The sequence below is a fragment of the Longimicrobium sp. genome (assembly GCF_036554565.1).
Lineage (GTDB): Bacteria > Gemmatimonadota > Gemmatimonadetes > Longimicrobiales > Longimicrobiaceae > Longimicrobium.
Genome location: NZ_DATBNB010000045.1, coordinates 1 through 13,085, shown reverse-complemented (window position 1 = coordinate 13,085; position 13,085 = coordinate 1). Strand labels below are relative to the sequence as shown.

Here is a 13,085-nt window from a genome sequence, read left to right as displayed (position 1 = left end):
AACTGGATCCCCCGCGCGCGGACCTTCCTGGAGCACGGGCGATCGCGGGCCCTTCCGCCCGTCGGCCGCACCGCACCCGCGACCCGCGGCGACCCGCGGGCGCTCGCGAGGCTCCTGGACGAGTTTTCCGTGCTGCGCGGGGAAAACCTCTCGACCGTCGCCTCGTGGGCGCTCTCGCGGGATGACCTGGAGCGGGAGGGCGAGCACCCCGAGTTCGGCCGGGTGACGCTGGGCCAGCTGCTGGCCACCTGGGTGGCGCACGACCTCAGCCACCTCGCGCAGATCGCCCGGGTGATGGCCAAGCAGCACCGCGAGGCGGTCGGCCCCTGGCGCGCCTACCTGCCCATCATGGACCGCTGACCGGGCCCGTACCCAGGAGACACAGGATGGAAATCGTCTCGATCCCGGCGTTTCTCGCCTACCATCAGAACGTCCGCGCCCGCACGCTTCGCGTGGTGAACGTGATCCCGCCCGAGCACATCGAGTGGGCGCCCGGGGCGGGCGCGTTCACCTTCGGCGACCTGGTGCGGCACCTCGGGGCCATCGAGCGCTACATGTTCGCCGAGAACGTGGCGGGGCGGCCCAGCCGGTACCCGGGACACGGACGCGAGCTCGCCGACGGCCACGAAGCCGTCCTGGCGTACCTGGAGCGGACGCACCGCGAATCCGTCGACATCTTCCGCGGCCTGGGCCCCGACGACCTCACGCGCAGGTGCGCGACGCCGGGCGCCGACTCCATCCCGGTGTGGAAGTGGCTGCGATCCATGACCGAGCACGAGATCCACCACCGCGGGCAGCTGTACCTGATGCTCAACCTGCTCGGCGTGCCGACGCCGCCCCTGTACGGGCTGACCTCGGAGGAAGTCCGCGCGCGCAGCCTGGCGGACGGCGCAGGCGACGCGGGTGCCGACGCGCCGCCGTAGGTGCGGGCGCAGCCTCCCCGCCGCCGGGGAGGCTTCCCGCTTTCCCTGCCGCCGACGGTCACGTCGCGGAGAGCACCGCGTCCAGCCCCCGCCGGATGTCGCCCTCGATGTCCTCCGCCGCCTCCACCCCCACCGACAGGCGCACCAGTCCGGGCGGCAGGGCGAACGATGCCGTGCGCTCGCCGATCTCCTCCGCCGCGAAGTCCAGCTCCTCCGGCACCTCCAGGGTGGTGTACACGCTCCCCAGGCTGCTGGCGAGGGGAATCCAGCGCAGCGCGCCCACGAAGCGGCGGGTGCTCTCCACGCCGCCGTGCAGGGCGAACGACAGCATGCCGCCGCCGAGGGCCATCTGCCGCCGCGCCACCGCATGGCCCGGGTGCGAGGGCAGGAAGGGGTAGCGGATGTGCGACACGGCCGGCGACGCCTCCAGGAGTTGCGCGAGCGACCCCGCGGTTTGCGACTGCGCGCGGACGCGCAGGGGCAGGGTCTGCAATCCCCGGAGCAGGAGCCAGCAGGCGTGGGGGTCCAGGCTGGCGCCCGTCAGCACCCGCATCCGCCGGATGCGGGCGGCCGTCTGCGCGCTCCCGGCCACGGCGCCCGCCAGTACGTCGGCATGGCCCGCCAGCGACTTGCTCGCCGAATGGATGACGAGGTCCGCGCCCAGTGAAAGCGGGCGCTGGATCAGCGGCCCCGCGAAGGTGGAGTCGACGAAGACCAGGGCGTCCACCGTGTGGGCGATCCCGGCCAGCGTCGCGATGTCGAGCACGTCGATGGCCGGGTTGGACGGCGTTTCCAGGTAGAGCAGCCGGGTGTTCGCGCGCACGGCGTCCTTCACCCGCTGCGGGTCCCTGGCGTCCACGAAGTCCACCCGCACCCCCGCGGTGGCCGAAAGGTGCTCCAAGAACTGGATGGTCTGCGCGAAGATGGCCTGGTGCGCCACCACGTGGTCTCCCGCGCGAAGCACCGCCAGCAGCGACGTGCTGATCGCGCCCATGCCCGACGAGAAGAGCAGCGCGTCTTCCGCATCCTCCAGCGCCGCGATCCGCTCCTCGGCCAGGCGCGTGGTGGGATGTCCGAAGCGCGTGTAGAAGCCGCGGTCCGGGTCGCGCGCGAACAGCTCCGCCAGCTGGGGCAGGTCCGAACCCTCCCACTGGGTGCTCAGGAACAGCGGCGCGTTCAGGGTGCGGTGCGCGCGCGGCCGCCCCCGCGCCGACGCCCAGGGGTGCACCGCGAGCGTATCGGGGCTGAGCGGCGGCTCCACGCCGTCGTGCCGGTTCTCGTTGAATGCCATGCTGGCCTTCCTCCCATGCTGAATTCGCGTGACCGTCTCGCGCATCTTGCAGGGGCGGCGAAATGCAGTCAATCTTGATTCACCGATCAATCCATCCCATCCGGAGAGCTGCGCATGGCCAGGAGGGTGTACCTTACCGCGAAGGAAGCCTGCCGCGAGCTGGGCGTGGCGCCGCAGACGCTGTACGCCTACGTGAGCCGCGGGCTCATCCGGTCGGAGCCCAGTCCCGGCGCCAGCCGGGCGCGCCACTACCACGCCGAGGACGTGCGCCGGCTGAAGGAGCGCAGCGCCGCGCGCCGCGACCCGGACGCGGCCGCCGGCGGGGCGCTGCACTGGGGGGCCCCGGTGCTGGACTCGGCGCTCACCCTGATCACCGACGGGCACATCTACTACCGTGGGCAGGACGCCGCCGGGCTGTCCCGCGACCGCACGGTGGAGGAGGTTGCCGCGCTGCTGTGGACGGGGACGCCCGTGGCGCCGGACGAGTGGTTCGCGGGTGCCCCGCCGGAAGCGCGGAGGGAGGAAGGGATGGACCCGCTGCGGGCCATCCAGGTGGAGCTCGCGCGTGCGGAGGCGGGGGATTCGTCGGCGTGGGATTTCCGCGTGGAGCGGGCCGCCGGCACGGGTGCGCGGGTGCTCCGGCGGATGGTGGCGGTCGCCGCGGGAGGCGCCGCCGGCACGAACTCCCTTTCCGGCGCGCTTCAGGCCGCCTGGGCGCCGGGGCGGCCGGAAGCGGAGCCGCTGATCCGGGCCGCGCTGATCCTGCTGGCCGACCACGAACTGAACGTGGCCTCCTTCACCGCGCGCTGCGTCGCCTCCGCCGGCTCCACGCTGTACGCGGCCGTTTCGGCCGGCATCGGGGCGATGCACGGCGTGAGGCACGCGCGCCACGTGGAACGCGTGGAAGCGCTGTTCGCGGAGGTGGGCGACCCCGCCGCGGCCCGGGCGGTGCTGCAGGCGCGCCTGCGGCGGGGAGAGCGCGTTCCGGGCTTCGGACACCGCCTGCACCCGTCGGGAGACCCGCGCGCGCGCGAGCTGCTGCGCCGCCTTCGCGCCGCCGATCCGGCCAGCCCCGCGCTGGCGCTGGCCGACGCCGTCGCCGAGGCGGGAGAGGCGCTGCTCGGCGACCGCCCCACCGTGGAGGTGGGCCTCGTCGCCCTGGCCGCCTCGCTGGAGCTGCCGGCCGGCTCCCCGCTCCTGCTGTGGGTGCTCGGCCGGTCGCTGGGGCTCATCGCGCACGCCGTGGAGCAGTACGGCTCGCGCGAGGTGCTTCGCCCCCGGGCGCGCTACACGGGGCCGGCGCCCGCGGAATGACGTCGTCCGCCCACCCCGGCTACGCGCCGGTGGTGACCTCTTCGTGGGCCGCGCTGACGGGGTCGCGCGGGCCCGCCTGCCCGAACGGCCCCCACGCCTCGAAGCCCGCGAGGGGCGCGCGCATCGCCAGGATCTCGTCGCGCGAGCGGCCCGCCGCCACGTGCCGCTCCACGAACGCCAGCACGGCGCGCAGGTAGTCGCGGAACCGCAGCAGGTCGGCCGAAGTGCCGGTGACCGGAAGCCCCTCGCCCGCGTGGCCGAAGATGTAGATGGTATCCGGGCCGTGAGCGCTCACCACCTCCTCCAGGATGCGCGCCCAGTTGCGCATGGAGGCGCCGGCCGCGCGGTCCACGACCGGGTGGCGGCGGTGAAAGGCCAGGTCGCCCATGTGCACCACGTTGGCGCGCTCGAAGGTGATGACCGCGTCGCCGCTGGTATGCCCGCGCCCGTGGTGCCGCGCCACGATGCGCTCGTCGCCCACCTCGGTGGACCAGCTGTGCGTGAAGGTGGTGTCGGGGTACAGCGGCTCCGGGGGAGGCGGCTGCGTCTGCTGCTGCGGCGAGGCCGGCTGCGCCGGAGGCTGCTGGGCGGGCTGCGCCTGCCGTGCAGGCTGCGGTGCGCGCCGCATGTGCTGGTCGGCCATGGAGTGCGCCACCACGCGCCGGGCCACGCCGCGGAACACGCCGTTGCCGCCCGTGTGGTCCCCGTGATGGTGCGTGTTCAGCAGCACGTCCACGCCCCGGCCGCGCGACCGCTCCTGCAGCCCCGCCAGCAGCGCCCGCGCCTCCGCGGGGAACTGCGTGTCGACCACGGCCACGCCGCGCGCGTTCACCAGCCAGCCCACGGTGCCGCCGCGCATGGTGAACGTGCCCACGTTGCGGCGGATGGGCGTGAACGCCGCCTGCGCGCTCCGCGAAGAGAGCGCGTGGAGCGGCCGCCCGAGAAGGGCGCCCAGCGTCAGGGCGGCGGAGGTGGCGAGAAAGTCGCGGCGCGTGGGAGGCATCGGCCAATCCGGGGTTCGTGGGGTTCGCGGGGCGATGGCGCCCCGCCTGCGCGTCTGCCGCCAACAAGAATCGCTCCGCGCGTCCCGGGGCGGCCGGCGCCGCCGTCCATCCACCCGGTGGTTCGCCGCTATCGGCGGCCGGGCGGGGGCAGAACCAGCGCGTCCAGCCGGCTCGCTCGCTCCGGGCCCGTCCAGATCCGGTGCGCCGCACGCACGAAGTCCGCCGCATCCGCCTGGAAGATGCTGGGCACGTAGCGCTGCGGGTTGCGGTCGAAGAGCGGGAACCAGCTCCCCTGCACCTGCACCATGATGCGGTGCCCCGCCCGGAAGGTGTGGAAGACGTCCGGCATGGGCACCGCCACCTCGGCCGCCTCGTGGGGGCGGAAAGGCTCCGGCGCGCTGAACGACCGGCGGTAGCGCCCGCGCATGATCTCTCCGCGCACCAGCTGGTGGTACCCGGCCAGCCGCACGGAGTCCGGCGTGTACGCCGTGTTGGGCTCGTCGGGCGGGTACACGTCGATCACCTTGACCACGAAGTCGGCGTCGGTGCCGCTCGTGCTCACCACCAGGTGCGCCGCGAGCTCGCCGGCCAGCGTCACGTCGCTCGGCAGCGGCCCCGTCTGGAAGGTGGCCACGTCCGGACGGCCGGCGAAGCAGCGCTGGTCGTCGCTCATCACCCGGTCCAGCCGTCCCTCCTCGACGGTGGGTCCCGCGCACCGCGCCGGCACCGGGCGGAGCGGATCGCCCGCGTACTCGACGAAGGGGGTGCGCCCGGCCACCGGTGCATCCCCCAGCGACCCGTCCGCCCGCAGGAAGAACGTCCGCGGACGCGCCGCGGGGGCCGGCCAGCGATCGAACCGCGTCCAGCCCTTCCGTCCCGTGTCGAACATCCAGGCGCCCGCCGGTGCGCCGCCGGGCCCGCGCTTCAGGTGCTGGCGGAAGAACGGGGCTTCCACGCCGCGCTGGAAGGCGGCCGCCAGCGAGTCGCCGAAATGGAGGTCGCCGTGAACGGTGTGCGGCGCGTCCTGGCCGGCCCACCCCCGGTGCCCGAACGGTCCCATGGCGAGCGTGACGTCCGCGGCCGGGCTGCGCTCGCGCAGGGCACGGTAGGCCGCCAGGGTGCCGTACAGGTTTTCGGCGTCGAACCAGCCGCCGACGACCAGGACGGGCGCGGTGATCCCCCGCAGGCGGGCCGGCAGGGCGCGGGCCCGCCAGAACTCGTCGTAGTCCGGGTGCGCGGCGACGGCGCTCCACCACTCGTTCCCGGCCAGCAGGTCCGCCGTCACGTTCCGCAGCGGGCCCAGCGCCAGCAGCGCGTGGTCGCCGCCTTCCAGCCGCCCGGCCACCCGCAGGTACTCGGGAAGCCACCAGTGCGCCGCCGCGGGTGCCGGCCGGGGCGTGCCGAACACGGGGTAGGCCGCCAGGTGCGCCTGCAGGAGGGCCCCGTTGTGGTGGAAGTCCTCGAAGTACAAGTCCATCACCGGCGCCTGCAGCGATGCCGCCGCGACGGCGGGGTGGCGCGACAGCGCGGCCGCGGCTGCGTAGAAGCCGCCGTAGCTGATGCCGAACAGCCCCACGCGGCCCTCGCTCTCAGCCACGTTGGCCACCAGCCATTCGATGGTGTCGAAGGCATCGGTCGCCTCGTCCGTCGCCCCGGGGGCGGACTTCCGGGCGGAATCGGGAAGGAGCGGGCGCACGTTTTCGAAGGTGCCTTCGGAGAGATAGCGCCCCCGTACCTCCTGGGTGACGAAGATGTAGCCGTCGCGCAGCATGTACGGGTCCGGCCCCGGCGTCTTCGCGTAGGCACCCGCGCCGTACGGCCCCGCGGAGAAGGGCGTCCGCTGCAGGACGATCGGGTAGCGCCGGCCGGGGGAGGCGTCGCGCGGCACGTAGGCGACCGTGAACAGCCGCACGCCGTCGCGCATGGGAATGCGGAGCTCGCGCTTGGCGTAGTGCCGGGCGACGTACGCCGAGTCGCCGGCGCCGGCGGGTTGCGCCGGGAGAGGAACGGGCGCACCGGATCGCGTCCACGCCGCGGCCAGCAGGAGCGCACGGACGAGCGCGTGGTTCATGGGCGGGTTCACCTCGATCGGCGGTCCATGGGCACGAGCCGAGCACGCACCCACGGTCGCGCTCCCGCACCCGGCACGTCAACCTTGATTCCGGGATCAATGAATGAAGGTGCCACCGGGAGACCGCGAAGAGCCCGGCGCAAGTGCCGGGCTCTTCGTTTGGATCGACCCTGATCGATCAGTTGCGATGGACGCGGACGCCGCCGGAGCCGGTGTCGATCACCACCCGCCCGTCGCCGTCGCCGATGCGCCCGTCGAAGCGCGAGCGCGCCGTGCGGCGGTTGGTGACCGGAACCTCCACGTCGATGCCGCCGCTGCCCGTATCCACGTGCAGGTCGGCGCCGAACCCGGCGGGAAGCCCCAGCGTCACCGAGCCCGACCCGGTGTCGACGCTCACCCGCTGCGCGTCGGACGCCATGGCCAGCTGCACGCTGCCGCTTCCCGTTTCTACCGAGACGTCGCGGGCGTGGATGCCGGACAGGTTCACCTCGCCCGATCCCACCTCCACCGCCACCGTTTCGGCGCGCAGGTTGGTGGCGCTCACCTCGCCGCTGCCGGTTTCCAACTGCACGCGGCTGCCGCGGACGCCATCCACGCTCACCGAGCCGGACCCGGCATCGGCCGTGACGTCGCCCTGGGCGCCACGCACCTGGATGGAACCGGAGCCGGTGTTCAGCTGCAGGCTGCCGCGCGTACCGGCCGTTGCCACGGACGCGGACGAGCCGTGCACCTGCACGCGGCCATCCACGTTGGTCACGGACACGCGGCCCACCCCCTGGTGCACCGACACCGAGCGCCCCGCGGGCACCAGCACCCGCACGTCCGCCCAGGCGCGGGTGCCGCGGCCGGAACCGGCGACGGTCACCTGGCGCGCGCGGAGGGCACCCCCGAACGAGCCGTCGGATGCCACGCGCAGCTGCGAGCGGCTGTTGCGGCCCATCCGCGGATACACGACGCGGTCGCCGGGAAACACGACGCGCAGCGTGCCCCCGGTGTGGTTCACCCGCAGCTGCGAGGCGTCGTCGCCGCCCCGCGTGACCTCCACCACCACCTGGTTTCCCGAGCCGGGCGCCACCGTCACCTCGCCCGCCAGGTTGTACACGGTGGCGCTGGTCCCCAGCACGAACCGCTGCGCCGTGGCGGGGAGCGCCGCGCCGGCCACCAGGGCCAGGGCGATGGCCAGCGGGCGAACACGTCCCATCATCGCGAGTGCTCCGGTCACAGGTTGAGCCAGTAGTTCAGCTTGATCATCAGCACGTTGGTGGCCGGAACGGGCATGTTCTCGTCCGTGCCGAACAGCCGGCCGAAGTCGCGCGTAAGCCCGAAGCTGCCGTCGTTCACGAAGTTCTCGCGCCCCTGGCTCCACACCACGAACAGCGTGCTTCCCGGCCGGTACTCCCAGCGCAGCACCGCGTTGCTGCGGAACGCCTGCACGTTGAACTCGGGGTTGAAGTCCGGCGCCGCGCCGGGCTCGAACCGCTCGTCGAAGTCCGCCGCCGCGGGGTCGGCCACCTGCAGGAAATCGCCGTAGTCGCCCGCGCTCACGAACGGCTGCGCGTACAGCTGCAGCGAAAGCTCGGGGCTGAAGGTGTAGTTCAGCCGCGTGGTGACGGCGACGGTGGTCTGGTCCAGCCGCCCGAACACGTAGCGGCCGGACTCCTCCTGGGTGATGTACTGCACCTGGTCGTTCGCCATGGACAGCGACGGCGAGAGCGAAACGGTCACCCGGCTGGAGGGGCGCGCGTTGATGGAGGTTTCCACCCAGCGGTGCCCCATCCCCGTGTCGTCCTCGTTGTAGAAGCCGGCCGCCGCGCTGTACGACATGCGGCGGCGGCTGTCGGTGCGCAGGCTGGCCGACGCCATCCACGCGCCCTCGTCCACCAGCGCGGGGCCGCCGCGCAGCCCGCGCACGTTCATCCCGCCGTGGTTGCGCCCCACGCTGCCGTGGCCGCCCCACAGGTTCTTGAGCGTGTAGCTGCCGTTGATGTTCGCGCCCGTGAACATCCGCTCGTTGCCGGTGGTCCATCCCGAGAACAGGTTCCACCCCAGGTTCCAGTTGCGGAAGGGGCCCTGCGGCGTGTTCTGGAACCAGCGCCCGTAGCCGGCGCCCACCAGCTGGTCGGCCTCGCGCAGGAAGCCCAGGTCGTTCACCTCCATGCCGGGCGAGCGGTACAGCCCCAGGAAGCCGCCGCGGTAGCGCCCGGCGATCTTGCCCACGTGAAAGCTGGCGCCGTTGCCCGTGAGCGCCGTAAGGTCGTTCTGCACGTCGACGTGGCTCGCGTCCGGGCGCTGGTAGTAGCGCGCGGGCGACTGCTGAAGGCGCTGGATGGCCAGCGTGTCGCCGTTCACCCGGGTGAGGATCGCCCAGCCGTTCGTTTCCCAGTCGCCGCCGCCGAAGCGGTGGCGGAAGTCCAGCCCGCCCGAAAAGGCGGAGGAGGGAAGGAAGAGCAGCGCGTCGTCGCTCAGGTCGCGGTACGTGCCCGTCACCACCCCGCCAAAGGCGCTGCGCCCCTGGTTGAAGTCGCGCCGCAGCCGCACCATCCCGTAGCCGCTCATGGGCTCGCTCGTGGCGCGCTGCACCTCACCCGGCTCGGCCGTGGTGACGAAGCGGGCCTGCTCCTCGGCCGTGAGCGCGCCCAGCACGCCCACCGACAGGTTGTCGCCGAGCTTTCCCGTCAGCTTGGCGGCACCCAGGATGGTCGTCTGCTGCGGCTCGTCCACGTACGGCCGGTCGTCGTCGGTCGACAGCCCGCGCTGCGGCTGCCGGCCGATGCGCCGCGAGTAGAAGAGCGTCTCGCTCTCGTCGTCGCCCAGCCCCAGCCCGAAGCGGAAGATGTCGATCCCCTCCACGAAGAAGGGACGCTTTTCCGAGAAGAAGCTTTCGAAGGCCGAAAGGTTCACCTCCGACGGGTCTGCCTCCACCTGCCCGAAGTCGGGGTTGATGGTGGCCGTGAGCGTAAGGTTGCTCGAAAGCCCGTACTTGATGTCGGCGCCGGCCGAGGCGAACGGGGCGTTTTCGCGAAAGAACGGGTCGCCCTCGCGGCCGTAGCTGGACGCGCTGGTGACGCTGGCCACCGTGTAGGGAAGCACCTCCAGCCGGCGCGGCGGGCGCAGCCCCGAAATGCCCGTCAGCGTGCCGATGCGCGACACGAAGCCCGGCTGGTCCGGGAGCATGGGCGACCACCACGAGCGCTCTTCCTTGCGGGCCAGGTCGCGCGACAGGTTCAATCCCCAGCTCTGCCCCGCGTCAGACGCGCGGAAGCGAAGCTGCGAGAGGGGAATGCGGAACTCCGCGCTCCACCCCGCCGAATCCACCGACACCTCCACGTCCCACACCGCGTCCCACCCCAGGTCCTCGCTGCCGTCGTCGAAGTGGAAGACGTCCTTCTTCACCCCCCGCGGGTTCACGGCGAAGCGGTAGGCGGAGCGGCGGTCGTGGTAGCTGTCGAACATCACGTGCAGCCAGTCGCTGTAGATGCCGCTGGCGTCGCGCCGGGCCAGCTGCGCCGCGATGCTGTCGGGCGCGGTGTCCCAGGCGCGCATGGCCACGTACACCGCCTGGTCGTCGTAGGCCACGCGGGCCTCGGTGCGCTGCGACGAGGGCTGCGAGGGGTTGGGGTACTGCTGCACGAAGTCAGTGGCCGCGGGCACGGTGGCCCACACCGCGTCGTCCAGGCGCCCGTCTACCGTGGGCGCCTGCCCGGCGGCCAGCCGGTGGGCGCCCACGGTCTTGGCGGGGGTGGTGTCGGCGGGGGCGGCGGCGGGCCCGAACAGGGCCGCGCCGGCCAGGAGCAGGGTAGTGATCATCCCAGGACCTTCGGGAGAGAGGGTGTTCAGGAGCGATGGACCGGCGTACGCGCCTATCGCCGGGTGAGTTTCACGTTGCCGCTGAACGTGGTGATGCTGAGTTCCGTCCCGCCGCGGCCCAGGCGCAGGTGCCGCTCGTTGCCGTCGCGCCGCCCCGCGCCGAAGTCCGACCGGAACCCGCCGCTGTAGGTGGTGACGTCCACGTCGGCGGCGGTGCCGGCGGGAAGCCGGAGCTCCACGTCGCCGCTGTGGCTTTCCACGGTCAAGCCCCCGCCCAGCGTTCCCTCCACCACCACGCCTCCCGACACGTTCTCGATGGACCCCGACAGGCGGCGCCCGGCCAGGTACACCGGCCCGCTGACCGACGCCACCTCCACCGGCCCGTTGGCGTTGGTGATGCGCACGGGGCCGCTGAGGGCGTTCACCTCCACCCGCTCGGCGGCGGCCGTCACCGTCACCGGCCCCGACATGGCGTTCACCTCGGCCAGGCCGCGCACCGTGCCGCCGATGGTCACCGGGCCGCCGGTGGAATTCACCGACACGCTGCGGGCGGTGGCGTTCACCGTCACCGGCCCGCCCGTGGAGGTCAGCTCCACGTCGCGCGGGCTTCCTTCCACCGTCATGGGGCCGCCGCGGTTCACCGCCTCGACGTCGCCGGTGATGCCGGTGACGTGCACGGGGCCGGCGCTGGTCTGCACTTCCACCGACTTGCCGGCGGGAACGTGCACGGTGAGCGTGGCGTTCCCCGCGCGCCCGTGTCCGCTGACCACCTCCACTTCCATGGAGCCGCGCCCGCCGCTGATCTGCACGCGGTCGGTGGAGCGGCTGAGGTGCCCGGTCACCTGCACCTCGTTGCGGCTCCACCCGGTAACGCGCACCGCCCCGGCCGGAACGGTGATCTCCACCGTTCCCGTGGCGCCCGTGGCCTGGCGCTCGTTCACCTCGCGCTGGGCCTGGGCCGGCAGCGCCACCGCCAGCGCGGCGGCGGCCGCCGCGCCCATCATCATCCTCCTCCCGGTCGTCATCGGTCTATTCGTCTCCCGGACGGGCTCAGAGCGAAACCGCGCGCTGAAGCACGTCCAGCTTGGCGTCGTAGGATTGCGAGAGCATCGTGGCGAGCTCCCGGCTGTTGGGGTCTGCCGCCAAGGCCGCGCGCGACTCCTGGATGGCCTTGTCGATCACCTTCAGGTTGGCCTCGAGCGTGGCCACCGTCTGGGGCGCCAGCTTGTTCCTGTGCTGGCCGAGCATCTGCTCCAGGTCGCCGATGGCGCGCTGGTACTCCTGCTCCGCGGGGTGGAACGCGGCCAGCGCGGTGCGGGCGGCGGGCGCCGTGGCCTGCTGCGCCGCGGGCTGCCGCGGTGCGGCGGCCACCTGCGCGGGCCCGGCCCGGTCGATCCGCAGCGTGACCACGGAGGTGGTGACCACCAGGGCGATGGCGGCGGCGGCCTGCATCCACCAGGAAATCCGCCGCACCGGACGCGGGCCGATCACGGGGATCTCCGGCGCCAGGGCCACCGTGGCCGAGCGGGGCTCCAGCCGGGCGGCGATGCCCGCCCACAGCTCCGCAGGCGGCTGGATCTCCGCCGGCAGCGCGGCGGCCTCGTCCAGCAGGGTGCGCAGCTCGCGCTCTTCGGCGCGGCAGTCGTCGCACTGCATCAGGTGGCGGCGGACGCCGCGCTCCTCGTGGGGCGGCAGCACGCCCTCCACGTAGTCGTCCAGCAGTTCCAGCGTACGTTCGTGTGTCATCGTCCCAGTGCCTCCCTCAGGAGCCGGCGGGCGCGGTGAAGCTGCGCCTTGCACGTTCCTACGGCGGTTCCCTGCATGGTTGCGATCTCCTCGTGCCGGTAGCCCTCCACGTCGTGAAGGACGAACACGGCCCTGGCCCCGGGGGGGAGCTGCCCGATGGCGCGCTCCAGGTCCATCACGGTGCCCGGGTCCGAGTCCCGGGCGGGCCTGTCGAACTTCTCGGGCTCGTCGGTGCTGTAGATGCGGTGCACCCGCACCCCTTCGCTCCGGCGGTCGCCCAGCACCACGTTCACGGCCAGGCGGTGCAGCCAGGTGCTGAACGCGCTGCCGCCCTGGAAGGTTCCCAGCTTTTCCCAGGCACGGACGAACACGTCCTGGGTGAGCTCCTGGGCCTTGGCGCTGTCGCCGCTCATGCGCAGGCACAGGGCGTAGATGCGGCCGGCGTTGTCGCGGTACAGCTGCTCGAAGGCGGTGGCGTCGCCCTCCTGGGCGCGGCGGACCGTGAGGTCCGCCACGGCGGTCCCCTGAACCGCGGGAGGGTTTTCAGCCAGCATGGTGGCCATCGAGTCGAGCGGTGTAGGGGTGTTCCGTTTTCCTGACACCCGTATGATGCGGGGGCCACCCCAAAGGTTTGAACGCGACGGAAAAGGATTTCATCGGGCGGGACATCGTGCGGGGAACCGCGGATTTGCGGGGAAGGATTTCGGTTGGGAGAACTTCGCCGGGGTTCGACGGGCTGCCGGTGCATGCTGAGGGAGCCCCCTCCCCCCGGCCCCCCTCCCCCGCTGCGCAGGAGAGGGGGAGACCTGAATTGCGCGTTGGCTGACGGTGGCGCATGCCGCGGGTGGCCCCCTCTCCCGGCCTCTCCCCCATAAACCCCATGGGGGAGAGGAGAATTCGATTGCACGTCCGCAGGCCCCGCGCTCTCG

General features: G+C 72.8%; 11 protein-coding genes. 3 read left to right on the top strand and 8 right to left on the bottom strand.

Annotated elements, in window-relative coordinates:
• Both VIB55_RS01270 and VIB55_RS01265 read left to right on the top strand, forming a co-directional pair.
• On the top strand, positions 1-360 hold a 360-nt coding region (locus VIB55_RS01270), incomplete at its 5' end, for a DinB family protein (protein WP_331874848.1).
• Between the two features lie 26 nt (positions 361-386).
• Positions 387-923: a DinB family protein gene (locus VIB55_RS01265; RefSeq protein WP_331874847.1), complete on the top strand. Its 537-nt coding sequence runs from the start codon at positions 387-389 to the stop codon at positions 921-923.
• A gap of 58 nt (positions 924-981) precedes the next feature.
• Here the strand turns inward: VIB55_RS01265 and VIB55_RS01260 are convergent, their stop codons facing one another.
• Positions 982-2,214: an aminotransferase class I/II-fold pyridoxal phosphate-dependent enzyme gene (locus VIB55_RS01260; RefSeq protein WP_331874846.1), complete on the bottom strand. Its 1,233-nt coding sequence runs from the start codon at positions 2,212-2,214 to the stop codon at positions 982-984.
• Between the two features lie 114 nt (positions 2,215-2,328).
• On the opposite strand from VIB55_RS01260, the gene VIB55_RS01255 reads away from it, so the two are divergent.
• Positions 2,329-3,528 carry a citrate synthase family protein gene (locus VIB55_RS01255; RefSeq protein ID WP_331874845.1) on the top strand — a complete coding sequence of 400 codons (1,200 nt, stop codon included), beginning with the start codon at positions 2,329-2,331 and terminating at the stop codon, positions 3,526-3,528.
• Positions 3,529-3,547: 19 nt separating this feature from the next.
• On the opposite strand, the gene VIB55_RS01250 is transcribed toward VIB55_RS01255, so the two are convergent.
• The 7 genes from VIB55_RS01250 to VIB55_RS01220 all read right to left on the bottom strand — a co-directional run bounded on the left by VIB55_RS01250 (position 3,548) and on the right by VIB55_RS01220 (position 12,710).
• A complete protein-coding gene (locus VIB55_RS01250) occupies positions 3,548-4,531 on the bottom strand; it encodes an MBL fold metallo-hydrolase (RefSeq protein ID WP_331874844.1) in 984 nt (327 codons plus the stop codon).
• 128 nt (positions 4,532-4,659) lie between these two features.
• Positions 4,660-6,615, bottom strand: coding sequence for a CocE/NonD family hydrolase (locus tag VIB55_RS01245; RefSeq protein WP_331874843.1), 1,956 nt, complete (start codon positions 6,613-6,615; stop codon positions 4,660-4,662).
• 166 nt (positions 6,616-6,781) lie between these two features.
• Entirely contained in the window at positions 6,782-7,807 is a 1,026-nt protein-coding gene (locus VIB55_RS01240; protein WP_331874842.1) for a DUF4097 family beta strand repeat-containing protein, read from the bottom strand.
• 14 nt (positions 7,808-7,821) lie between these two features.
• Entirely contained in the window at positions 7,822-10,410 is a 2,589-nt protein-coding gene (locus tag VIB55_RS01235; protein WP_331874841.1) for a DUF5916 domain-containing protein, read from the bottom strand.
• 53 nt (positions 10,411-10,463) lie between these two features.
• Positions 10,464-11,435, bottom strand: a complete 972-nt coding sequence (locus tag VIB55_RS01230) for a DUF4097 family beta strand repeat-containing protein (RefSeq protein ID WP_331874840.1) — start codon at positions 11,433-11,435, stop codon at positions 10,464-10,466.
• Positions 11,436-11,460: 25 nt separating this feature from the next.
• Positions 11,461-12,156: an anti-sigma factor gene (locus tag VIB55_RS01225; protein ID WP_331874839.1), complete on the bottom strand. Its 696-nt coding sequence runs from the start codon at positions 12,154-12,156 to the stop codon at positions 11,461-11,463.
• Positions 12,153-12,710: an RNA polymerase sigma factor gene (locus VIB55_RS01220; protein ID WP_331874838.1), complete on the bottom strand. Its 558-nt coding sequence runs from the start codon at positions 12,708-12,710 to the stop codon at positions 12,153-12,155. The genes VIB55_RS01225 and VIB55_RS01220 overlap by 4 nt, the downstream gene beginning before the upstream one ends.
• Positions 12,711-13,085: the final 375 nt, after the last annotated feature.

What these genes read in the sequence shown, in the direction of transcription:
- VIB55_RS01265 (WP_331874847.1), top strand. Translation starts at nt 387, where the DNA reads ATGGAAATCGTCTCGATCCCGGCGTTTCTCGCCTACCATCAGAACGTC.
- VIB55_RS01230 (WP_331874840.1), bottom strand. Translation starts at nt 11,435, where the DNA reads ATGACGACCGGGAGGAGGATGATGATGGGCGCGGCGGCCGCCGCCGCG.
- VIB55_RS01240 (WP_331874842.1), bottom strand. Translation starts at nt 7,807, where the DNA reads ATGATGGGACGTGTTCGCCCGCTGGCCATCGCCCTGGCCCTGGTGGCC.
- VIB55_RS01220 (WP_331874838.1), bottom strand. Translation starts at nt 12,710, where the DNA reads ATGCTGGCTGAAAACCCTCCCGCGGTTCAGGGGACCGCCGTGGCGGAC.
- VIB55_RS01235 (WP_331874841.1), bottom strand. Translation starts at nt 10,410, where the DNA reads ATGATCACTACCCTGCTCCTGGCCGGCGCGGCCCTGTTCGGGCCCGCC.
- VIB55_RS01260 (WP_331874846.1), bottom strand. Translation starts at nt 2,214, where the DNA reads ATGGCATTCAACGAGAACCGGCACGACGGCGTGGAGCCGCCGCTCAGC.
- VIB55_RS01250 (WP_331874844.1), bottom strand. Translation starts at nt 4,531, where the DNA reads ATGCCTCCCACGCGCCGCGACTTTCTCGCCACCTCCGCCGCCCTGACG.
- VIB55_RS01225 (WP_331874839.1), bottom strand. Translation starts at nt 12,156, where the DNA reads ATGACACACGAACGTACGCTGGAACTGCTGGACGACTACGTGGAGGGC.
- VIB55_RS01255 (WP_331874845.1), top strand. Translation starts at nt 2,329, where the DNA reads ATGGCCAGGAGGGTGTACCTTACCGCGAAGGAAGCCTGCCGCGAGCTG.